Below are 23,824 nucleotides of genomic sequence, written 5' to 3' on the forward strand. Positions count from 1 at the left end.
AAAGGAAGTATAGAGATGACTAAAGCGTTTAACCAAATTATGCAAGAAGTAGAAGCAGCAGAAACGATTATTATACATAGGCATGTAAGACCAGATCCAGATGCTTATGGTTCACAATTAGGATTGAAAAATTATCTAAAATTAAAGTTCCCAGATAAGTTTATATATGCAGTAGGAGAGCCAGAACCTTCATTAGACTTTATAGGGACATTTGATGAGATTGCTGATGATCAATATAAAGATGCACTCGTGATTGTTTGTGATACTGCTAACGCTCCTAGAATTAGTGATGAACGTTTTGACAAGGGACGTATGTTAATCAAGATTGACCATCATCCAGCAGTAGATCAATATGGTGATATTAACTACGTGAATGATCAAGCATCTTCAACAAGTGAAATTATATTTGATTTTATAGAACATTTTAACGATTTATCAATTATAGATGCTTCAGTAGCGAGAGTACTTTATTTAGGTATTGTAGGTGATACAGGACGTTTCCTATTTAACAATACGACTTCTCATACAATGAGTGTGGCAAGCCAATTGTTGACCTTCCCATTCAGCCATAATGAAGAACTTAATAAAATGGGTGAAAAAGATCCCAAATTATTACCTTTCCAAGGTTATGTATTGCAACATTTTGATTTGAATGACAAAGGCTTTTGTAAAGTCATCATTACCAAAGATATCCTCGAGCAATTTGATATTGCAGCAAATGAAGCGTCATTATTTGTAAATACTATTGCAGATATACAAGGCTTGAAAATATGGATTTTTGCTGTAGATGAAGGATCTGAGATTAGATGCCGTATTAGATCTAAAGGTATCATTATCAATGATGTTGCTAGTGACTTTGGAGGTGGCGGACACCCAAATGCTTCAGGTGTGTCGGTGAGCGATTGGGAGCGTTTTAATGAATTGGCAGACGCATTAAATAATAAATTGTAGAAAGATTGGAGGTATTTGCTGATGGTAGTACATTTAAATGTTCATACGACGTATGACTTGTTGTATTCTAGTTTGAGAATTAAAGATGTCGTTGCTAAAGCTGCTAAAGAAGGTTATACAGCGTTAGCTATAACAGATACAAATGTATTATATGGTTATCCACAATTTTATGATGCGTGTATCGCAGCAAATATTCATCCTATCTTTGGTATGACTGTTAACGTTACAGATGGATTAGATGTCGTTGAAACAATAGTATTAGCACGAGACAATATAGGTCTTAAAGATTTATTTAAGTTATCTTCTGCTATAAAAATGAAAGAAAAAACAGAAACCCCTGTAGAATGGTTGAAAAAATATATAGAACACCTTGTCGTTATTTTTAAAGATGTCTCGTCATCTAATGAGGCATTAGTAACAAAATTTGAGGATTACTCATACATATATGTCAACCACACGAGTCAATATACATTTAATTTGCCAGTTGTATGGGCACAAAGTACGCGCTATCTAAATCAACAAGACTCAGATACACTAACCGCATTATCAGCTATTAAAGATAATAGTAAACTGGATTTGGTGAGTGAACCGATAGATTATGATGCACATCTATATTCAAAAACACAACTAGATAATTTAGAATTAAGTGAAGCAGTATGGGAACATACAAATCAGCTTGAAAATATCTGTCAGGCTGAAATAACTTATAACCAATCTCTCTTGCCTAAATTCAAAACACCAAATAATACACAATCAAAACAATATTTATGGCAAATATTGGAGACGAAATTAAATGATTTGAATTTAAAGCAAAAGCATTTTGAAACTTATAAGCAACGGTTATTACATGAATATAAAGTTATTACTGACATGGGCTTTGAGGATTATTTCTTAATTGTAAGTGATTTGATTCATTATGCTAAGACACATGATGTGTTAGTAGGCCCAGGACGTGGTTCAGCAGCTGGTTCTTTAGTTAGTTACCTATTAAATATTACAACGATAGATCCTATTCAATACAATCTTTTATTCGAACGTTTTTTAAATCCAGAGCGTGTGACGATGCCAGATATTGATATAGATTTTGAAGATACACATCGAGATAAAGTGATTCAATACGTCCAAGAGAAATATGGTGATAATCAGGTTGCGGGTATTGTTACTTTTGGGCATTTACTTGCAAGAGCTGTGGCCAGAGACGTGGGTAGAATTATGAGTTTTGATGAAATAACATTGAATGAAATTTCGAAACTAATACCTCATAAATTAGGAATTACATTGGATGAGGCTTATCAACAAGAAGATTTTAAGCAATTTGTTCATCGTAATCATCGTAACGAACGTTGGTTTGAAATTTGTAAGAAACTAGAAGGGCTTCCACGTCATACTTCTACACATGCGGCGGGCATAATTATAAATGACCATCCACTTTACGATTATGTGCCACTCACATTAGGAGATACAGGCTTGTTGACACAATGGACGATGACAGAAGCAGAGAGAATCGGATTGTTAAAAATTGACTTCTTAGGATTAAGAAACCTCTCAATTATTCATCAGATTGTAAAACAAATAAAACATGACATGCAGATAGATATTGATATTGAACAAATACCTTTCGATGATAAACAAGTGTTTCAACTATTATCCCAAGGCGACACGACTGGTATTTTCCAGTTAGAATCTGATGGGATTAGAAATGTATTGAAGAGGTTACAGCCTGAATATTTCGAAGATATAGTTGCCGTAACTTCACTTTATCGTCCTGGACCAATGGAAGAGATACCAACTTATATTTCTCGTCGACATAACCCAGACAAAGTACAATATTTACATCAAGATTTAGCACCAATATTATCAAAGACTTATGGTGTTATTATTTATCAAGAACAAATTATGCAAATTGCGAGTAAGTTTGCGAATTTCAATTATGGTGAAGCGGATATTTTACGCCGAGCTATGAGTAAAAAAAATCGTGCTGTACTTGAAAGTGAAAGACAACATTTTGTAAATGGTGCAATGAAAAATGGTTATGAAGAAGCATTGAGTAAACAGATTTTCGATTTAATCTTAAAATTCGCTGATTATGGTTTTGCTCGTGCTCACGCAGTTAGTTATTCAAAAATTGCCTATATTATGGGTTATCTAAAAGTGCACTATCCAAATTATTTTTATGCGAATATATTAAGCAACTCAATTGGTAGTGAGAAGAAGACTGCACAAATGATTGATGAAGCAAAACATCAAAATATCAATATTTTAGCACCCAATATTAATTATAGTCATTGGTTTTATAAAGCGACTAATAAAGGAATATACTTGTCTATTGGGGCGATAAAAGGTGTTGGATATCAAAGTGTCAAACTTATCGTTGATGAACGAAAAGAAAATGGAAACTACAAAGATTTCTTTGACTTTACGAGACGCATTCCTAAAAGAATTAAATCTAGAAAATTATTAGAAGCATTGATACTTGTAGGGGCTTTTGATACATTAGGTAAAAATCGTGCGACATTATTACAATCTATAGACCAAGTGTTAGATGATGTTTCAGATGTTGAACAAGATGGTTTTATATTTGATGTACTCACACCTAAAACGAATTATGAAGACAAAGAAGAATTGCCTGATAAGATGCTTAGCGATTACGAAAAAGAATACTTAGGATTTTATGTGTCAACTCATCCTGTTGAGAAAGCATTTGAACAAAAACAGTACTTAGGTATTTATAAATTATCCAACGCGAGAGATCATCAACCCATCTTTATTCAAATCGACGGCTTTAAAAAGATTAGAACGAAAAATGGTCAGAACATGGCTTTTATAACTTTGAATGATGGCATCAATAATTTAGACGGTGTTGTTTTTCCTGAGACATTTAAAAAATATGAAACAGAATTGAACAAAGATCAAATGTTAATAATAAGTGGGAAATTTGAAAAAAGAAATAATAAGCAGCAACTTATTATAAAGAAAATCGAATCAATTGAAAGTTTTGAGCAATCCAAGCTTCAACATGCACAAAAAATTGTTATTCGTAATCAAATTGATGAGTTAGAGATAGATCAAATTTTAATAAAAGATTCAAAGGAAAGTAATATTCCTGTACAGTATTTTGATGAAAGTCAAAATGTAATAAAGACAATCGGCTTTATTCCTAGAGAAAATAATATAATAGAAAAATTGATTCAACACTTTTCACCATGGGATATTCGAATTATTTAACTTTAATAGCGCTATAAACTATGGTATAGTAAACTGATGGTTGAGCATAAATTTGCCATCAGTTTTTATTTTCTATAAATTAAGATTCTAAAAATATATAATAATTTAGCTGTATATATATTTTTATTACAAATAATAACTTCAAGCGTAATTTGGCAAAAATGTTAACGATATCATTTGTAATTTGAGTTGCTTTGTAATAAAAATATATATGAAATGATATTTATACTAATCGAATGTAAAGGGGTAGGTTTACATGACTTTGAGAGACGACGCTTTAGAAATGCACAGAAGAAATCAAGGAAAATTACAAGTTTCACCAAAAGTAAAAGTTACAAATAAAGAAGAATTGAGCTTAGCTTATTCTCCAGGTGTAGCAGAACCATGTAAAGAAATTCACGAAGACAAACGAAAAGTTTTTGAGTATACAATGAAAAGTAATACAGTAGCAGTTGTTACTGATGGTACAGCAGTTTTAGGTTTGGGCGATATTGGACCTGAAGCGAGTATACCAGTAATGGAAGGTAAAGCTGTACTCTTTAAGAGCTTTTCAGGAATTGACGGCGTACCTATTGCGTTAGACACAACTGATACAGACGAAATTGTTAATACAGTGAAATTACTAGAACCTAATTATGGTGGTATAAACTTGGAAGATATTTCTGCACCACGTTGTTTTGAAATCGAGGAACGTTTGAAAAAAGAAACGAAAATTCCTGTTTTTCATGATGATCAACATGGAACAGCCATTGTTACGGTTGCAGGGATGATTAATGCATTAAGAATTGTAGACAAAGATCTATCTGACATTAAAGTAGTATTAAATGGTGCTGGAGCAGCAGGTATAGCTATCGTAAAATTACTTTATTCTTATGGAGTAAGAGATATGATTATGTGTGATTCAAGAGGTGCGATTTATGAAGATCGTTCATTTGGTATGAATGATACAAAATCTTATGTCGCAAGATGGACAAACAGAGATAAAATTGATGGTAGTTTAAGTGATGTTATTAAAGATGCTGATGTATTTATTGGTGTATCAGTAGCAGATTTATTATCAAAAGAAATGGTCGAATCGATGGCAGATGACCCAATTATCTTTGCTATGGCAAATCCAAATCCAGAAATAAACCCAAATGTAGCAAAAGAAGCTGGTGCTAAGGTAATTGGTACGGGTCGTTCAGATTATCCTAACCAAATTAATAATGTGTTAGCATTCCCAGGTATTTTCAGAGGAGCTTTAGATGTAGAAGCTACACATATTAATGAATCAATGAAGCAAGCTGCAGTTGAAGCAATTGCTGATTTAATTAAACCTGACGAGCTAAACGCGGATTATTGTATACCAGGTCCTTTTGATAAACGAGTAGCACCTTCAGTAGCTAGAGAAGTTGCGAAAGCTGCAATGGAATCAGGTGTTGCTAGAATAGACGTTAATCCTGAAGATGTTTATGACAAAACAATGAAATTAACAGACTTAGATAAATAATATTCATTAACGCTGATCACATATATTATGTAAAAATAATATTGAACTAAGATCGCGATGGTTAAGTGGAGGTTTACAATGTTTAAAGATTTTTTCAATAGAAGCAGTAAAAAGAAAAAGTACGTAACTGTATCTGATTCGAAACAAAGTGATGTACCAGCAGGGATTATGACAAAATGTCCTAAATGTAAAAAAATTATGTATACAAAAGAATTAGCAGAAAACTTAAATGTTTGTTTTAATTGCGATCATCATATTGCTTTAACGGCACATAAACGCATTGAGGCTATTTCAGATGAAGGTACGTTTACTGAGTTTGATAGAGGAATGACCTCAGCTAATCCATTAGATTTTCCGAGTTATGAAGAAAAAATTCATAAAGATCAGCAAAAAACTGGTTTGAATGAAGCTGTCGTTACAGGAACAGCACAGTTGGATGGCATTACATATGGCGTCGCTGTAATGGATGCTCGGTTCAGAATGGGCAGTATGGGATCAGTATTAGGTGAGAAGATTTGCAGAATTATTGAACACTGCATCGAAAATCGTTTGCCATTCATTTTGTTCTCAGCAAGTGGTGGCGCAAGAATGCAAGAAGGCATTATTTCGTTAATGCAAATGGGTAAAACAAGTGTATCATTAAAGAGACATGCTGATGCTGGTTTGTTATATATTTCTTATATAACAAATCCAACAACAGGTGGAGTCTCTGCAAGTTTCGCATCTGTTGGTGATATCAATATTAGTGAACCTAAAGCATTGATAGGCTTTGCGGGTAGACGTGTCATTGAACAAACTATCAATGAAAAATTACCTGATGATTTCCAAACATCAGAGTTTTTATTAGAGCATGGACAATTAGATAAAGTTGTACATAGAAAAGAAATGAGAACGACACTCTCTAATATTCTAAAAATGCATCAAGAGGTGAAAATAAATGCTTGATTTTGAAAAGCCACTTTTTGAAATAAAAAATAAAATCGAATCCCTAAAGGAATCTCAAGAAAAAAATGATGTGGATCTCCAAGAGGAAATAGAAATGCTTGAAGCATCTCTAGATAGAGAAACTGAAAAAGTATATACTAATCTTAAACCATGGGATCGTGTGCAATTAGCACGCTTACAAGAGCGTCCAACATCATTGGACTATATTCCGCATATCTTTGATTCATTTATTGAATTACATGGAGATAGAAATTATAGAGATGATCCAGCAATGATTGGCGGTATAGGTTATTTAAATGGTCAACCAGTTACTGTTGTAGGACAACAACGTGGTAAAGATACAAAGGATAATATTTATCGTAATTTTGGTATGGCGCATCCAGAAGGTTATCGCAAAGCTTTGAGATTAATGAAACAAGCTGAAAAGTTTAATAGACCTATTATTACTTTTATCGATACAAAGGGTGCTTATCCAGGTAAAGCTGCAGAAGAGCGTGGTCAAAGTGAATCTATTGCACGAAATTTAGTGGAAATGGCTGCATTAACTGTACCTGTTATTTCAATTGTTATTGGTGAAGGTGGTAGTGGTGGTGCTCTAGGATTAGGTATTACAAATCGAATATTAATGCTTGAAAATAGTACATATTCAGTCATATCGCCAGAAGGTGCATCAGCATTATTATGGAAAGATAGTAACCTCGCAAAAATAGCAGCAGAAACGATGAAAATTACTGCAGAAGATTTACATGAATTAAAGATTGCAGACGAAGTAGTAAAAGAGCCTTTAGGTGGAGCGCATCAAGATGTTGAAACACAAGCTCAAAACATTAAACGTACTTTTGAGGCACATTTAAAAGAATTAAATTCGTTCAGTAAAGAACAACTTGTCGAAGATCGCTATCAAAAATTTAGAACGATAGGTTCTTATAAAGAATAAAATAGTAAACAAAAGGAAGTTCTAATAACTTAGGGCTTCTTTTGTTTTTTTAAGTAAAAACTATTTAATTTGTTTAATTATTTTAAATAAAAGGTATTAAATAAAAGGTCTAAAGTTCTATTTATAATTAAATTAAAGGAAACGCTTTCTAAAAGATTCGTTGGATTAAAAACGTTTACATTAGTCACAAAGCCTTATTTTAATGGCACCAGGCTAAATTTTATGGTATTTTTAGAATAAGAAATACATGTTAGAAAGGTATGTCGTCATGAAAAAAATTGCAGTGTTGACAAGTGGTGGAGATTCTCCAGGCATGAATGCAGCAGTAAGAGCTGTAGTTAGAAAAGCGATTTACAATAACATTGAAGTTTATGGTGTTTACCAAGGCTATCAAGGTTTGTTAAACGATGATATCGAGAAACTTGAACTCGGTTCAGTGGGAGACACAATTCAACGAGGCGGAACTTTTTTATATTCAGCAAGATGTCCTGAATTTAAAGAAGCAGAAGTTCGTAAAAAAGGTATTGAGAATTTACGTAAAAGAGGCATCGAAGGACTTGTAGTTATTGGTGGTGACGGTAGCTATAGAGGTGCACAACGTATAAGTGAAGAATGTGAAGAAATCCAAACGATAGGTGTTCCAGGTACGATTGATAATGATATCAATGGTTCAGACTTTACAATTGGATTTGATACAGCATTAAATACTATAATTGATTGTGTTGATAAGATTCGTGATACAGCATCAAGTCATGCCAGAACGTTTATCATTGAAGTCATGGGCCGTGATTGTGGTGATTTAGCACTTTGGGCTGGTCTTTCAGTCGGTGCAGAAACAATCATTGTTCCTGAAGTTGAGACAGATATTAAAGATGTAGCTGAAAAGATTGATAATGGTATTAAACGAGGCAAAAAACATTCAATAGTTATGGTCGCTGAAGGTTGTATGTCAGGTGAAGTTTGTGCTCAAGAACTGACTAAATATATTAATGTTGACGCTCGTGTTTCTGTGCTTGGACACATCCAACGTGGTGGTAGCCCAAGTGGTGCAGATAGGGTTCTAGCTTCACGTCTTGGCGGCCATGCAGTGGATTTGTTGTTAGAAGGTAAAACTGCGATTGGCGTTGGGATTAGAAATAATGAACTTACTGACACGTCATTTGAAGAAATATTTAGATCAAATGAACATGAATTTGACTTTGAAACTTTTGAATTAACGAACGAATTATCTATATAAAATACTGGGAGGAAATAATAATGAGAAAAACTAAAATTGTTTGTACAATTGGACCTGCGTCTGAATCAGAAGAAATGCTTGAGAAATTAATTAAAGCTGGAATGAATGTGGCGCGTTTAAACTTCTCTCATGGCGACCATGCAGAACATAAAGCGAGAATCGATACTATTCGCGAAGTTTCTAAGAGATTAGGGAAAACAGTTGGAATTTTACTAGATACGAAAGGTCCTGAAATCCGTACACACAACATGCAAAATGGTGTGGTTGAACTTGAAAAGGGCAATGAAGTAATCGTTAGTATGACTGAAGTAGAAGGCACTTCAGACAAGTTCTCAGTAACTTATGATAACCTTATCAATGACGTAGACGAAGGTTCTTATATCCTTTTAGATGATGGTTTAATTGAATTACAAGTTAAATCAATTGATAAAGCTAATGGCGAAGTTCTTTGTGATGTTTTAAACACAGGAGAATTAAAAAATAAAAAAGGCGTTAACTTACCAGGAGTAAAAGTTAGTTTACCAGGCATCACAGATAAAGATGCTGAAGATATTAAATTCGGTATCAGTGAAGGCGTAGATTTTATCGCTGCAAGTTTCGTACGTCGTCCAAGCGACGTATTAGATATTCGTAAATTATTGGAAGCTCAAAAAAATACAAATATAAGTATTATTCCTAAAATTGAAAACCAAGAAGGTATTGATAATATCAAAGAAATTCTTGAAGTTTCTGATGGTTTAATGGTTGCCCGTGGTGATATGGGTGTTGAAATCCCACCTGAATCAGTGCCAATGGTCCAAAAAGATTTAATTAGACAATGTAATAAATTAGGTAAACCTGTAATTACAGCAACACAAATGTTAGATTCTATGCAACGTAATCCACGTGCTACACGTGCGGAAGCTAGTGACGTTGCTAACGCAATTTATGATGGTACAGATGCTGTTATGCTTTCTGGTGAAACAGCTGCAGGACAATACCCTGAAGAAGCTGTTAAAACTATGCGTAATATCGCAGTTTCAGCAGAGGCTGCTCAAGATTATAAAAAACTATTATCTGATCGTACTAAATTAGTTGAAACTTCATTAGTTAATGCAATTGGTGTATCAGTTGCCCATACTGCTTTAAACTTAAGCGTTAAAGCAATTGTTGCTGCTACAGAAAGTGGTTCAACTGCACGTACAATTTCTAAATACCGCCCTCAATCAGATATTATTGCTGTGACACCTAGTGCAGAAACGGCACGTCAATGTGCTTTAGTATGGGGTATCTACCCAGTAGTTAAAGAAGGACGTAAGACTACAGATGCATTATTAAATAATGCGGTAGCAACTGCAGTTGAAACTGAAAGAGTTCAAAATGGTGATTTAATTATTATCACTGCAGGTGTACCAACAGGTGAAAAAGGTACTACAAACATGATGAAATTACACCTTGTAGGGGACGAACTTGCTAAAGGTCAAGGCGTTGGAAGAAACTCAGTTGTCGGACAAACTTTAGTTGTGAATGACGCTAGTGAATTAGAAGGTAAAGATTTATCAGAATCAATTATCGTTACAACTTCTGTAGATGAAACGCTTGTACCTTATATTGAGAAAGCAATCGGTCTTATTACAGAAGAAAATGGTATTACATCACCAAGCGCGATTATTGGTTTAGAAAAAGGAATTCCTACAATTGTTGGTGTTGAAAATGCTACTTCAAATATCCAAAATGACGTTTTAATTACTGTAGATGCTAATCAAGGAAAAATCTTCGAAGGTTATGCAAACGTACTATAATCTAAACAAGTTTTCCATCAGCAGCTTAGTTTAAACCTTATAATAATTAGGGATAAACTTGTCTAAGTATAAAGTAAAAGACGAAGTCATTAAAAATGATTTCGTCTTTTTTGTAGAGGTTTATATTAAACCATAAATTCTGTTAAGAATAAAAACTGGGACATCAATTGATGTCCCGGTTTTTATTTTTTATCTGTTATTACTGTTTATAGATTACTATTGCTTACGAGACACCTGTTTATATCTTAGATACATTAGAGTTAATAAGATAAACCAGATAGGTGTTAAAAATACTGCTATTCTTGTATCAGTGTTTACAAATAATAAACAAAAAACTAATAAGAAGAAAGTTAAAATAGCATATCCCATATATTTTCCACCAGGCAATTTAAACGTTGCTTTTTTATGTAGTTCAGGATTTCTACGGTGATAATTAATATAAGCTACAGTGATTAAGCCCCAAACAACAATAAATAATACAGTTGAAACTGTGGTAATGTAGGTGAAAACAAGTGTTGCATTTGGAATAATATAGTTTAACAGTGCTGCAATCATAAGCAACGCACACGATACAAATATTGCAATATGTGGCACGCCATTTTTATTTGTCTTCTCAAAGTAAGGCGGCGCTTGTTTTTGTGTTGAAAGCCCAAATAACATACGACTATTTGAGAATATACCACTATTACAAGAAGAAGCCGCAGCTGTTAATACCACAAAGTTTATGATTCCTGCTGCAAAAGGTATACCAATCAGTGCAAACAGTCTCACAAATGGGCTTTCTTCAGGATTAATTTGATTCCATGGAATGATGGACATGATAACAGCTAACGCACCTACATAGAATACTAAGATACGAATAGGCACACTGTTAACAGCTTTAGGTAAGGTCTTTGATGGATCTTTCGTTTCTCCAGCTGTGACTCCTATAAGTTCAATACCTACAAACGAGAATAATGCCATTTGGAAAGACATTACGAAACCACTCATACCTTTAGGGAATATTCCATTGTTATATAGGTTGGATAATGATGCATGGCCAAATTGTGTGTCATAAGCCATAATAATCATTATTGCACCAACTACAATTAAAGCAATAATAGTAAATATTTTAATAAGTGCAAACCAAAACTCTAACTCACCAAATAGTTTAGCGCTTAATAAATTTAGTGACATTAATACAAGTACACAAAATAATGCGCTTATCCAATTTGGTATGTTTGGAAACCAAAAGCTAACATACTTTGCAACAGCAGTTACTTCTGCCATACCTGTAATGATCCAACAGAACCAATAAGTCCAACCTGTTACAAAACCTGCAAATGGGCCAATATAGTGATTAGTGACATCTGCAAATGATTTGAAATTCGTGTTTGTTACTAATATTTCTCCCAGTCCACGCATAAACATAAAAAGCATAAAACCAATTATGATATATGTAAGTAAAATAGAGGGGCCAGTTAACGCAATAGTTTGACCTGCTCCTAAAAATAGTCCTGTACCAATTGCTCCCCCGATTGCAATTAGCTGGATGTGACGATTACTTAGTTCTCTTTGTAATTCATGATTAGCCATAAAATTATACTCCTTTATTTAGTTAATTATTATTATGCTATGCAATATAAAATAAAACAACTATTTTTTTAAATAGAGTCTATGGCGTTTAGTATAATAATACATTAATTATTTGTTATTAATCATGATAACCAATTAAAATGCTATAAAAATTGAAGTGAGACAGTTTCCATATTAAAATGAACTTATAACAATGCAAGTGATAGAAGTGTGTTAAAGGGCATATAAATAAATAAGTATTTCATATTGGTTTGATAAGAAAATATACTCAAAATATTCACAAAAGAGTCAAGATTGGATATAATGAGTTGTGAAAGCCATTTCATAATGAAATAGAAAAGGGGAATTTATATATGGCAGAGTTACAGAAAGGTTTAGAAGGGGTAATTGCATCTGAAACAAAAGTAAGTTCTATTATCGATAGCCAATTAACTTATGCTGGTTATGATATTGATGACTTAGCACAGAATGCTGAATTTGAAGAAATCATCTTCTTATTATGGCATTATCGATTGCCAAATGAGGATGAATTAAAAGACTTAAAACAAAAGCTTTTTGAATATATGACTTTAAATCCTAGAGTGTATAACCACTTTAAAGAATACGCAACAGGCAATGTTCATCCAATGACAGCTTTAAGAACTTCAGTTTCATATATTGCTCATTTTGATGAGCATGCTGAAGATGAAGACGAAAGTCAAACACTGGATCGTGCTATACGTATTCAAGCCAAAATTGCTTCATTAGTTACGGCTTATGCACGTGTTAGGGAAGGAAAAGAAATTGTTAAACCAAGTAGTGATTTAAACTATGCGGGTAACTTCTTATACATGTTAAGAGGGGAACTACCTTCTGAAATTGAAATTGAAGCATTTAATAAAGCACTTGTATTACATGCAGATCATGAATTAAATGCATCAACATTTACAGCTAGATGTGCAGTATCATCATTATCTGATATGTATTCAGGAATTGTAGCGGCTGTTGGTTCATTAAAAGGACCACTTCATGGCGGTGCAAATGAACGTGTAATGAGCATGTTATCTGAAGTGAAATCTATTGATGAAGTCGATGAATATATTGATAATAAAATTAAAAACAAAGAAAAAATTATGGGCTTTGGACATCGTGTATATAAAGATGGCGATCCAAGAGCTAAATACTTAAAAGAAATGAGTAGAAAAATCACTTCTGAAACAGGACAAAGTCAATTATTTGATATTTCAGTGAAAATAGCAGATAAAATGAAAGCTGAAAAAGGTTTGATTGCAAATGTCGATTTCTTTAGTGCTACTGTATATCATAGTATGAATATTGAGCATGACTTGTTCACTCCAATCTTTGCAGTGAGTAGAACTTCTGGTTGGATTGCACATATCTTAGAACAATATAGAGATAACAGAATCATGCGTCCAAGAGCTCAGTATATTGGTGAAACAAATAGAACATATGAACCAATCGAAGAAAGATAATTAAATTATTAAATAAATAATTTTATTTATAAAAATTTAAAATATTATTCATTTATGTATGTATAGTTGTTAGTACAACTAAAATAGAACTCAAAATGACGGAGGTTTTTTACATGGCAGGAGAAAAAGTAGTTAAAACAAATGAAGGTTTAACAGTACCAAATAATCCAGTAATTCCATTTATAATCGGTGACGGTATCGGTCCTGATATCTGGAATGCAGCAAGTCGCGTAATTGACGCAGCAGTTGAACAAGCTTATAACGGCGAAAAAAAAATCGAATGGAAAGAAGTATTAGCTGGTCAAAAAGCTTATGATGAAACTGGCGAATGGTTACCTAAAGAAACACTCGAAACAATTGAAGAATATTTAATTGCTATTAAAGGCCCTTTAACTACTCCAATTGGTGGTGGTATTCGTTCACTAAATGTTGCATTACGTCAAGAGTTGGATTTATTCACATGTTTACGTCCAGTACGTTGGTTCCAAGGGGTACCTTCACCTGTAAAACGTCCTGAAGATACAGACATGGTAATTTTCCGTGAAAACACTGAAGATATCTATGCTGGCATTGAATTTAAAGAAGGTACGCCAGAAGCGAAAAAATTAATTGACTTTTTACAAAACGAAATGGGCGCTAAAAACATTAGATTCCCTGAAACATCAGGTATTGGTGTAAAACCAATTTCTAAAGAAGGTACTGAGCGTTTAGTTCGTGCTTCTATCCAATATGCTATAGATAATAATCGTAAATCATTAACTTTAGTACATAAAGGTAATATTATGAAATTTACTGAAGGTGCTTTCAAACAATGGGGTTATGATTTAGCACATAATGAATTTGGAGACAAAGTATTTACATGGCAACAATATGATGAAATTGTTGAAAAAGAAGGTAAAGACGCTGCAAATGCTGCGCAAGATAAAGCTGAACAAGAAGGAAAAATTATTGTTAAAGATTCAATTGCTGATATCTTCTTACAACAAATTTTAACACGTCCAGCTGATCACGATGTAGTCGCTACTATGAACTTAAATGGTGATTATGTATCAGATGCATTAGCTGCACAAGTCGGTGGTATTGGTATTGCTCCTGGTGCCAATATCAACTATGAAACTGGACATGCCATTTTCGAAGCTACACATGGTACTGCACCTAAATATGCCGGATTAAATAAAGTGAACCCATCATCTGAATTATTAAGTGCTGTATTAATGTTAGAGCATCTTGGATGGCAAGAAGCTGCTGATAAAATTACAAGTTCAATTGAAAAAACGATTGCTTCTAAAGTTGTAACTTATGACTTTGCACGTTTAATGGATGGTGCAACAGAAGTTTCTACTTCTAACTTCGCAGACGAATTAATTAAAAACCTATAATTATATATAATCAAAGGTAATTTACCTTGAATTAAAATCAACAGATAAGTCTGGGGCATGATTAGATGTCTCGGGCTTTTCTTTTTCTAGTTAGCCGACATATAACAAATGAAAATTTTTAATTCTTTTATATTCAAATTTATAGGGATAAAAGAACTAGAGCGAGTAAAAATAAAATCTTTGATTTATTGTAAAAGTGTAATTTTTTCATGATGTTAGTTGAGGCTCGCTTGACTACCATGTAATAAGTGTTCATATTATTAATTAAATGTTAAGATTTTATTAATAATGGGTAATTAGTATGGTGTAATAATTCAAGTGGATTTGTTTGATTCTTTGTATAGGCTAATATTGCAAAAATCGCGTGTATATTGGCATAGTTTAGTAACAAACGCATTGTAAAGTTTATGTTAAAAAATTTTAAACTATGTTATTTTTATTAAAATATAAGTTATAATTAATTTGTAAACACAATTATGGAGGTATACTATGTCACAAAAAGTACTTGTAGTAGATGATGAACAATCAATCGTAACCTTATTAAAATATAATTTAGAGCAAGCCGGATACATAGTAGAAGTGGCTTATGATGGAGAGGATGCATTAGAAAAAGTTAACTCTACAAATCCTGAATTGATTGTGTTAGATGTCATGCTTCCCCAAAAAGATGGTATAGAAGTTTGTAAAACAATTCGTTCTGATAAAAACTTAGTACCTATTTTGATGTTAACTGCCAAAGATGATGAATTTGATCGTGTTTTAGGACTTGAGTTAGGAGCAGACGATTACATGACTAAACCATTTTCACCAAGAGAAGTGGTAGCAAGAGTAAAGGCGATATTAAGAAGATCAGCCATAGTCAATGAAGCAGTACCAGTTGAAAATGATGAAGACGATATACTAATTGGCTCAATAAGAATTAGACCAGAATATTTCGAAGTGTACAGAGAAGATGAATTGCTAGAATTGACTCCAAAAGAGTTTGAATTATTATTATATCTTATTGAAAGACAGGGCAGAGTGATTACCCGCGAGCATATGTTGAATTCAGTATGGAATTATGAATTCGCAGGCGACTCTAGAATTGTGGACGTACATATTAGTCATTTGAGAGATAAATTAGAAGAAAACCCTAAACAACCGAAACTCATTAAAACAGTTCGTGGATTAGGGTATAAATTGGAAAGACCTAAAGTCTAATGCTTAAGTTTCACCAAAGACTTTTATTTTTATTATGTACCATCGTTATTATTAGCTTTTTAATATTGGGTACTATTATTACACACGTAATCCATAACACTATTACAACAGGTCAAGAAGGCGATTTAGAACATCAAGCTCAGCATTTTGTTAATCTTTATAGCGATCATAAAAAAGATGAGATGAGAGATGTCGCTAAAAGCGAAGAACTTACAGTGTATATTAAAGAAAATAACGATGTCTTGTTTTCGACAAAACAAGGGACGCAAATTAATAATGATATAAATAATCCTGCTATTCCTTCTAAATTGACTTATGATAAGCAAAATGATGACCATAGATTTACATTTAAAACATCTATAAATGATAAAGATGTTTTAATTAGTGGTATAAATAATGAGATTTTAGAAATACAGATTGAAGTCTGGAAATATATAGCGATTATTGGTTTATTTGTATTAATCATCATATTTTTAGTTGTTAGAAGCATTAATCGAACTTATATCAGACCAATCAATGAGGTGACCTACGCCACAAATTTATTGGCTGAAGGCTATTATCATGTAAGAGTACCAGAAAGCAATGTCAAAGAGACAAGAGAACTGTTTGTAACTACTAATGAGCTAGCGCGTAGGTTGCAAAGACTAAATCATAAACAGAAACTGCAATCAAATAGGTTGAAAACAACTGTTGAAAATATTCCAAGTTCGATTTTAATGATTGATAAATATGGTGAAATTGTTGTAGCAAATAAATCGTTTTATCATGTATTTACGCCAGATGAAGCTGTTGAACATAAAAGCTATGTTGACTTTACAGATGTTAAATTACAAAAGTTAATTACTGAAGCTTTTAAAGTTGAGAAACCTATTTATGATCAAATTAAATTAACTATAGATCAAGTGCATGAGAAATATTTTGATACAGCCTGCGTTCCAATATTATCAAGAACTAGGAAAAACCTTTATGGTATGGTCATTGTTTTACATGATATAACAAATCTAAAAAAACTTGAGAATTTAAGACGTGAATTTGTAGCTAATGTATCTCATGAATTGAAAACACCTATTACGTCAATTAAAGGATTTGCGGAAACATTATTAGATGGTGCTAAAAACGATGAACAAACACTCAATGAGTTTTTAAAAATTATTTCTAAAGAGTCCGATCGTATAGAGACTTTAGTATTTGATTTATTGGATTTATCACATGTAGAACAACAAACAGAAATAGAAACAGCGTATATGAGTTTGTCAGATATTGCAGAAACAACAATTAAAAACATGCAAAAAATTGCAGAAGACAAAAACATTACTATAATTAATGAAATCGATTCTGATATTGTTATTGATGCAAATCAAGACAAAGTATCTCAAGTTGCGCTTAACTTATTATCAAATGCAATTAGTTATTCTAAAGAAGATAGTGATGTAATAATTCGTGTTTATAAAGATGAACAGAAGCGTATCATGGAAGTACAAGATTTTGGTATTGGCATAAGCAAAGAAGATCAAAAACATATTTTTGAACGCTTTTATCGGGTTGATAAAGCACGAAGTAGAGATTCAGGTGGTACTGGGCTTGGTTTATCTATTACTAAACATATTATGGAAGCGCATGGTGGAAGAATTAATGTCTGTAGTGAAGTTGGTAAAGGTTCGACATTCAGAGTTACTTTTTTTAAATAGTGGTTGTAAATAAAAGTTATGATGATTGAGTTATAAATATGACAATTTTAATGATGTGTATTGAATTCAAACAACATATAAAAAAGCATCGTATTTGTGTACTGAACTGACACTATTAAGTATTGTGCATGAGGTAGAAATCGACGTCTGAAATTTAAATTCGGCGTCGGTTTTTTATGCTTTTTAAGAGTAATACTTGGCATAACATTGAAATTTTAAACATATATTTAAAAAGGATAAACGTGTTATGCTAGTAATAGAATTAAAATCCTTATATATGATAATTGCAAGAAACTACATGCTTACAATTAAAATGATGATTACAAAATAAGTTATGATAATGTTTCGATATAGGTAAGTTAGTAATTTATGCTAAAATGTTAAATAAATATGTGTTGGAGGTTAAAATAGTGAATAAATTAATTCTAATTGATGGTAACAGTCTGAGCTTCAGAGCCTTTTATGCTTTACCATTATTACAAAATAAAGCAGGTATACACACTAATGCTGTGTATGGATTTGCAATGTTACTAGAAAAAATAATCAAAGAAGAACAGCCCACACATTTTCTTGTTGCGTTCGATGCAGGAAAGACTACATTTAGACATGATAAATATAGTGAATATAAAGGTGGACGTCAAAAAACGCCACCCGAGCTGAGCGAGCAATTTCCTTATGTAAGACAGTTATTGGATGCTTATCAAATTAAGAGATATGAATTAGAAAACTATGAAGCTGATGATATTATTGGGACATTAAGTAAAGAGGCTGATGACGCACAATTTGAAACTATTATCGTTACAGGTGATCGCGACTTAACACAATTAGCGACGGATGATGTTACTATTTATTATACTAAGAAAGGTGTGACAGATGTTGATCATTACACACCTGATTTTATTGCGGAAAAATATGATGGTTTAATTCCAAACCAAATCATAGATATGAAAGGTTTGATGGGTGATGCATCAGATAATATCCCAGGTGTAGCTGGAGTTGGTGAAAAAACTGCAATCAAGCTACTAAAACAATTTTCAACCGTGGAAAATGTTTATGAACATTTGGATGAAGTTTCGGGTAAGAAATTGAAAGAAAAACTAGAAAATAGTAAAGATGATGCCTTGATGAGTAAAGAACTTGCAACAATTAATTGTGCAAGTCCTATTGAAGTATCACTCGAAGATACAAAGCTGCCAGAAAATCCAGATACTTCAGCTAAAATTGATTTATTCAAAAAACTAGAATTTAAACAATTGCTTGAACAAATAAATGTAGATGGGACACATTCTACGGCTGAGGAAAAAGAACTAAATGTAGAATCTGATTTTACAAATATTGACTTTAAATCTTTAACTTCTGCAACTGTTCATTTTGAATTGGACGGCTCCAATTATTTGAAAGATGATATTTTGAAATTTGCATTGTTTGATGGTGACCATCATGTTGTTATTGATGCAACAACCATTCATGATTATCCTGAACTTATAGCTTGGTTAGAGGATGATACAACAGAAAAAAATGTTTATGATGCTAAAAAGACGTATGTTGTTGCGCACAGGTTGGATATATTGATTAAAAATATTATTTTTGATGTGATGCTTGCAAGTTATATTATCGATCCATCTCGAGCTATTGATGATGTAAACTCTGTAGTTAGCAATTACGGTCAACATTATGTTCAACAAAGTATTGAGGTATATGGTAAGGGTAAAAAGAGACATTTACCTGAAGACGATGTTTTGAATCGTTATGTTGCAACAGTGATAGAAGCGATTAATCAAGTTAAACCAATCATGCAAGAACAATTAACCGAATATAATCAAACGGATCTATTAAATAATTTAGAACTACCATTAGCGCGCATATTAAGTGATATGGAAGAAACAGGAATTTATACTGCGGTTAGTGATTTAGAAGAAATGGAAAAAGAAATTCAAACAAAATTGGATGTATTGATTGATAATATATATCAAACTGCAGGAGAATCATTTAATATTAACTCTCCAAAGCAATTAGGTGTCGTATTGTTTGAAACATTAGAATTACCAGTAATTAAGAAAACAAAAACAGGATATTCTACTGCAGTAGATGTGCTCGAACAATTACAAGGACAACATCCAATCATTGAATATATATTAGAGTACAGACAACTTGCAAAGTTACAATCCACTTATGTTGAAGGTTTACAGAAAGTTATAAGTGGTGATAATAGAATCCACACAAGATTTAATCAAACATTAGCACAAACAGGTAGATTATCGTCTATCGACCCAAATTTACAAAATATCCCTGTCCGTTTAGAAGAGGGCAGGAAAATAAGAAAAGCATTTAAATCTACTGATGAAAACAATGTAATTTTTTCTGCAGATTACTCGCAAATTGAACTCCGAGTGTTAGCTCATATCACACAAGATGAAAGTATGAAACAAGCGTTTATTAATGATGATGATATTCATACGGCAACGGCAATGAAAGTATTTGGGGTGGAGCCTGATGAAGTAGACGGCATGATGCGAAGACAAGCTAAAGCAGTTAACTTTGGAATTGTTTATGGTATCAGTGATTATGGTTTGAGCCAAAGTTTAGGAATTACTCGGAAACAAGCTAAACAATTTATTGATGATTATTTAGATAGTTTTCCTGGCGTAAAACAATATATGGAGGATATCGTCAAAGATTGTAAAGCACAAGGATATGTAGAAACCTTGTTACATCGTCGTAGATATATTCCGGATATAACAAGTAGAAATTTCAATTTACGTGGTTTTGCTGAGAGAACTGCAATGAATACGCCAATTCAAGGTAGTGCTGCTGATATAATTAAATTAGCTATGGTTAACTTTGATAAAGAAATTAAGAATACAGATTTTCACGCAAAATTATTATTACAAGTACACGATGAATTAATATTTGAATTACCGAAGAATGAAGTGGAAGCATTCAGTAAATTTATAGAAGAAATCATGGATAATGCCCTTGAACTAGATGTTCCATTAAAAGTAGAGGCTAGTTATGGTGCTACATGGTATGATGCAAAATAGAAAGAAGGTACTTAAATGCCTGAACTCCCAGAAGTAGAACATGTAAAAAGGGGTATTGAACCGTTTGCTACCGGTCAAAAAATTGAATCTGTTATATTTTCAGAGAAAGTTAAAGAAGGTAAGGCGAGTCAACGTGAAACCATAATTAAAGGTATGGCATTAGATACATTCCAAAAATTCACAGAACAATATGTGATTAAAGAGATTGAACGTCGTAGTAAATATATTGTGTTTCACCTCGAAAAAGATAACGAAGAAAGAATACTCATCAGTCATTTAGGTATGGCTGGTGGATTCTTTGTGGTTAATAAAATTGAAGATATTAGTGTGCCAAATTATAGAAAGCATTGGCATGTCATATTTAAGTTAGATAATGATAAATTGCTAGTTTATTCAGATATTAGACGATTTGGAGAAATTAGGAATGTACCTGATTTTGAGGCGTATCCTTCATTTTTAGAAATTGCTCCAGAACCTTTTGAGGAAGATGCAAAAGGGCATTATTTAGCTTGGTTTGATAAAAAGATGTATCAAAATAAGCCTATTAAACAAATGATTTTAGATCATAGAGTGGTTTCAGGTTGCGGTAACATATACGCTTGTGAAGCATTATTTAGAGCGGGCATACATCCAGCTCGGTTATCAAAATCATTAAACAATCAAGAGCGCGACATATTATTTTATTATGTTCGAGATGTGTTAGAATCGGGTATAAAACATGGTGGAACAAGCATCTCCGACTATCGTCATGCAGATGGCAGTATTGGGACGATGCAACAGCACCTTAATGTTTATAAACAAAAGGTTTGTAAGGTTTGTGGAAATGACATAGAAACACAAGTAATTGCAACTAGAAACAGTCATTTCTGCCCTACTTGCCAAAAATAAAGGAAGAGTGAGAATATGCCAAAAGTTATAGGACTAACTGGTGGTATCGCATCAGGTAAATCTACAGTATCAGAACTTTTAACAGCACACGGATTTAAAGTTGTAGATGCAGATATTGCATCTCGACAAGCTGTTGAAAAAGGAACTGAAGGACTAGCACGCGTCAAAGAGGTATTTGGCGATGAAGCAATAGATGAAGATGGGAATATGAATAGATCGTATGTTGGTGAAGTTGTTTTTAATCAACCAGAGAAGAGATTGATTTTAAATGAAATCGTTCATCCAATTGTTCGTGATATAATGGAAAAAGAAAAGGAAGAATATCTTGAGCAAGGTTATAATGTGATTATGGATATTCCATTGTTATTTGAAAATGATTTACAAGAAACTGTAGATGAAGTGTGGCTAGTGTACACTTCTGAGAGTATTCAAATAGACCGATTGATGGAACGCAATGACTTATCGATGGAAGAAGCGAAAGCACGTGTATATAGTCAAATATCAATTGATAAAAAACGTAGAATGGCAGATCATGTCATAGATAATAGAGATACTAAATTAGAACTTAAACAAAACTTAGAAAATTTGTTGCTTGAAGAAGGTTACATTGAGAGTGACACTGAAGAAGCACAATAATAGAATTGTAAAATCATCCAGTTTTCATTAAGAAATTGGGTGATTTTTTAATATATAACAACACAAAGTAGTTATTTAACAGCGTATACTATAACAATCAATAAAATTACATTTGATGTTTTAAAGAAGAAAATTGAAATTGAATTGTATGTATTTGTGTAACTAAAAGTATAGATTATTTGAAATTAAAAAATTTTACATTTGTTTTAGAAAACGCTTTCTTAAAATCTAATTTATGTTATACTATTTCCATAAAGTATAACACTAAAACGAGGGGTGCTTCGAATGACGACAAATATTGCGATTAACGGAATGGGTAGAATAGGTAGAATGGTATTGAGAATTGCGCTCAATAATAAAGATTTGAATGTAGTAGCGATTAATGCTAGCTACCCAGCTGAAACAATTGCTCACCTAATTAACTATGACACAACACATGGTGCTTATGATTTAAAAGTAGAGTCAACGGAGGCGGGTATTAAATTGAATGACCATGTCATCCAATTGGTATCTGATAGAAATCCGGAAAATTTACCTTGGGAAGAATTGAATGTTGATATAGCAATAGAGGCAACAGGTAAATTTAATCATGGAGATAAAGCAATTGCGCATATTAATGCAGGTGCTAAAAAAGTATTGTTAACAGGACCATCAAAAGGTGGCGATGTGCAAATGATCGTCAAGGGTGTAAATAATGATCAATTAGACATAGAGCAATACGATATCTTTAGCAACGCTTCATGTACAACAAATTGCATTGGACCAGTCGCTAAAGTTTTAAATGATGAATTTGGTATTCAAAATGGATTAATGACTACTGTTCATGCTATTACTAATGATCAGAACAACATCGACAACCCTCACAAAGATTTAAGACGTGCACGTTCGTGTAATGAGAGTATTATACCAACTTCTACAGGTGCTGCAAAAGCGTTGAAAGAAGTCTTACCTGAATTAGAAGGAAAATTACATGGTATGGCTTTAAGAGTACCAACAAAAAATGTATCTTTAGTAGACTTGGTTGTAGATTTAGATGCAGATGTAACGGCAGAGCAAGTTAATCAAGCATTTAAAGACAATGATTTACAAGGTGTTATTTCAACTGAAGATGCACCATTAGTATCAATGGATTTCAATACTAATTCACATTCAGCTATCATTGATACACAGAGTACAATGGTTATGGGTGATAATAAAGTAAAAGTAATTGCATGGTACGATAACGAATGGGGCTATTCAAATAGAGTTGTGGATGTTGCCGTTCAAATTGGTCAATTATTGAAAAGTGATGTTGCAGCAGTAACATATTAAAACTAAAATCATACCTGTAATAACAATATGATTGTATTAATTTATAAACTCCTTCTAAGTTAGTTTGCA

The 23,824-nt window shown here is 32.8% G+C and carries 16 protein-coding genes; 15 read left to right on the forward strand and 1 reads right to left on the reverse strand.

Annotation, left to right across the window (positions count from 1 at the left end):
• Positions 1-15 precede the first annotated feature (15 nt).
• From ACSUE0_RS03240 to pyk, 7 genes are all read left to right on the forward strand, one after another.
• Positions 16-951, forward strand: a complete 936-nt coding sequence (locus tag ACSUE0_RS03240) for a DHH family phosphoesterase (RefSeq protein ID WP_119613469.1) — start codon at positions 16-18, stop codon at positions 949-951.
• Positions 952-972: 21 nt separating this feature from the next.
• Positions 973-4,176 (forward strand): DNA polymerase III subunit alpha, encoded by a 3,204-nt coding sequence (locus ACSUE0_RS03245; protein WP_436956075.1) that lies wholly within the window; start codon positions 973-975, stop codon positions 4,174-4,176.
• A 256-nt stretch (positions 4,177-4,432) separates the two neighbouring features.
• A complete protein-coding gene (locus ACSUE0_RS03250) occupies positions 4,433-5,665 on the forward strand; it encodes an NAD(P)-dependent malic enzyme (protein ID WP_119613606.1) in 1,233 nt (410 codons plus the stop codon).
• Positions 5,666-5,743: 78 nt separating this feature from the next.
• Positions 5,744-6,610, forward strand: a complete 867-nt coding sequence (gene accD, locus ACSUE0_RS03255) for an acetyl-CoA carboxylase, carboxyltransferase subunit beta (protein WP_017724723.1) — start codon at positions 5,744-5,746, stop codon at positions 6,608-6,610.
• Complete coding sequence (locus ACSUE0_RS03260; protein WP_119613605.1) at positions 6,603-7,547, forward strand: acetyl-CoA carboxylase carboxyltransferase subunit alpha; 945 nt, start codon at positions 6,603-6,605, stop codon at positions 7,545-7,547. Before accD ends, ACSUE0_RS03260 begins: the two co-directional genes overlap by 8 nt.
• Before the next feature lie 268 nt (positions 7,548-7,815).
• Complete coding sequence (gene pfkA, locus ACSUE0_RS03265) at positions 7,816-8,784, forward strand: 6-phosphofructokinase (RefSeq protein ID WP_436956078.1); 969 nt, start codon at positions 7,816-7,818, stop codon at positions 8,782-8,784.
• A 20-nt stretch (positions 8,785-8,804) separates the two neighbouring features.
• Positions 8,805-10,565 carry a pyruvate kinase gene (pyk, locus tag ACSUE0_RS03270; protein ID WP_119613603.1) on the forward strand — a complete coding sequence of 587 codons (1,761 nt, stop codon included), beginning with the start codon at positions 8,805-8,807 and terminating at the stop codon, positions 10,563-10,565.
• Between the two features lie 216 nt (positions 10,566-10,781).
• Here the strand turns inward: pyk and ACSUE0_RS03275 are convergent, their stop codons facing one another.
• Positions 10,782-12,140, reverse strand: a complete 1,359-nt coding sequence (locus ACSUE0_RS03275) for an amino acid permease (protein WP_119613602.1) — start codon at positions 12,138-12,140, stop codon at positions 10,782-10,784.
• Between the two features lie 353 nt (positions 12,141-12,493).
• Between ACSUE0_RS03275 and ACSUE0_RS03280 the strand changes: the two genes are divergently transcribed.
• The 8 genes from ACSUE0_RS03280 (at position 12,494) to gap (ending at position 23,755) form a co-directional block, all read left to right on the forward strand.
• Positions 12,494-13,612, forward strand: coding sequence for a citrate synthase (locus ACSUE0_RS03280; RefSeq protein ID WP_119613601.1), 1,119 nt, complete (start codon positions 12,494-12,496; stop codon positions 13,610-13,612).
• 113 nt (positions 13,613-13,725) lie between these two features.
• Positions 13,726-14,991 (forward strand): NADP-dependent isocitrate dehydrogenase, encoded by a 1,266-nt coding sequence (icd, locus tag ACSUE0_RS03285; protein WP_119613600.1) that lies wholly within the window; start codon positions 13,726-13,728, stop codon positions 14,989-14,991.
• A 489-nt stretch (positions 14,992-15,480) separates the two neighbouring features.
• Positions 15,481-16,191, forward strand: coding sequence for a response regulator transcription factor (locus ACSUE0_RS03290; protein WP_017724716.1), 711 nt, complete (start codon positions 15,481-15,483; stop codon positions 16,189-16,191).
• Entirely contained in the window at positions 16,191-17,879 is a 1,689-nt protein-coding gene (gene pnpS, locus ACSUE0_RS03295; RefSeq protein ID WP_119613599.1) for a two-component system histidine kinase PnpS, read from the forward strand. Before ACSUE0_RS03290 ends, pnpS begins: the two co-directional genes overlap by 1 nt.
• Before the next feature lie 410 nt (positions 17,880-18,289).
• A complete protein-coding gene (gene polA / locus ACSUE0_RS03300) occupies positions 18,290-20,920 on the forward strand; it encodes a DNA polymerase I (protein WP_436956081.1) in 2,631 nt (876 codons plus the stop codon).
• A gap of 15 nt (positions 20,921-20,935) precedes the next feature.
• Positions 20,936-21,808, forward strand: coding sequence for a bifunctional DNA-formamidopyrimidine glycosylase/DNA-(apurinic or apyrimidinic site) lyase (mutM, locus tag ACSUE0_RS03305; protein WP_119613597.1), 873 nt, complete (start codon positions 20,936-20,938; stop codon positions 21,806-21,808).
• Between the two features lie 15 nt (positions 21,809-21,823).
• Positions 21,824-22,444 carry a dephospho-CoA kinase gene (gene coaE, locus ACSUE0_RS03310; RefSeq protein WP_119613596.1) on the forward strand — a complete coding sequence of 207 codons (621 nt, stop codon included), beginning with the start codon at positions 21,824-21,826 and terminating at the stop codon, positions 22,442-22,444.
• 285 nt (positions 22,445-22,729) lie between these two features.
• Positions 22,730-23,755 carry a type I glyceraldehyde-3-phosphate dehydrogenase gene (gap, locus tag ACSUE0_RS03315; protein ID WP_436956084.1) on the forward strand — a complete coding sequence of 342 codons (1,026 nt, stop codon included), beginning with the start codon at positions 22,730-22,732 and terminating at the stop codon, positions 23,753-23,755.
• Positions 23,756-23,824: the final 69 nt, after the last annotated feature.

It is taken from the genome of Staphylococcus sp. AS1337 (genome assembly GCF_051408735.1).
GTDB lineage: Bacteria > Bacillota > Bacilli > Staphylococcales > Staphylococcaceae > Staphylococcus > Staphylococcus xylosus_B.

Coding starts and splice junctions, on each gene's coding strand:
- ACSUE0_RS03240 (WP_119613469.1), top strand. CDS start 16: ATGACTAAAGCGTTTAACCAAATTATGCAAGAAGTAGAAGCAGCAGAA.
- ACSUE0_RS03245 (WP_436956075.1), top strand. CDS start 973: ATGGTAGTACATTTAAATGTTCATACGACGTATGACTTGTTGTATTCT.
- ACSUE0_RS03250 (WP_119613606.1), top strand. CDS start 4,433: ATGACTTTGAGAGACGACGCTTTAGAAATGCACAGAAGAAATCAAGGA.
- accD (WP_017724723.1), top strand. CDS start 5,744: ATGTTTAAAGATTTTTTCAATAGAAGCAGTAAAAAGAAAAAGTACGTA.
- ACSUE0_RS03260 (WP_119613605.1), top strand. CDS start 6,603: ATGCTTGATTTTGAAAAGCCACTTTTTGAAATAAAAAATAAAATCGAA.
- pfkA (WP_436956078.1), top strand. CDS start 7,816: ATGAAAAAAATTGCAGTGTTGACAAGTGGTGGAGATTCTCCAGGCATG.
- pyk (WP_119613603.1), top strand. CDS start 8,805: ATGAGAAAAACTAAAATTGTTTGTACAATTGGACCTGCGTCTGAATCA.
- ACSUE0_RS03275 (WP_119613602.1), bottom strand. CDS start 12,140: ATGGCTAATCATGAATTACAAAGAGAACTAAGTAATCGTCACATCCAG.
- ACSUE0_RS03280 (WP_119613601.1), top strand. CDS start 12,494: ATGGCAGAGTTACAGAAAGGTTTAGAAGGGGTAATTGCATCTGAAACA.
- icd (WP_119613600.1), top strand. CDS start 13,726: ATGGCAGGAGAAAAAGTAGTTAAAACAAATGAAGGTTTAACAGTACCA.
- ACSUE0_RS03290 (WP_017724716.1), top strand. CDS start 15,481: ATGTCACAAAAAGTACTTGTAGTAGATGATGAACAATCAATCGTAACC.
- pnpS (WP_119613599.1), top strand. CDS start 16,191: ATGCTTAAGTTTCACCAAAGACTTTTATTTTTATTATGTACCATCGTT.
- mutM (WP_119613597.1), top strand. CDS start 20,936: ATGCCTGAACTCCCAGAAGTAGAACATGTAAAAAGGGGTATTGAACCG.
- coaE (WP_119613596.1), top strand. CDS start 21,824: ATGCCAAAAGTTATAGGACTAACTGGTGGTATCGCATCAGGTAAATCT.
- gap (WP_436956084.1), top strand. CDS start 22,730: ATGACGACAAATATTGCGATTAACGGAATGGGTAGAATAGGTAGAATG.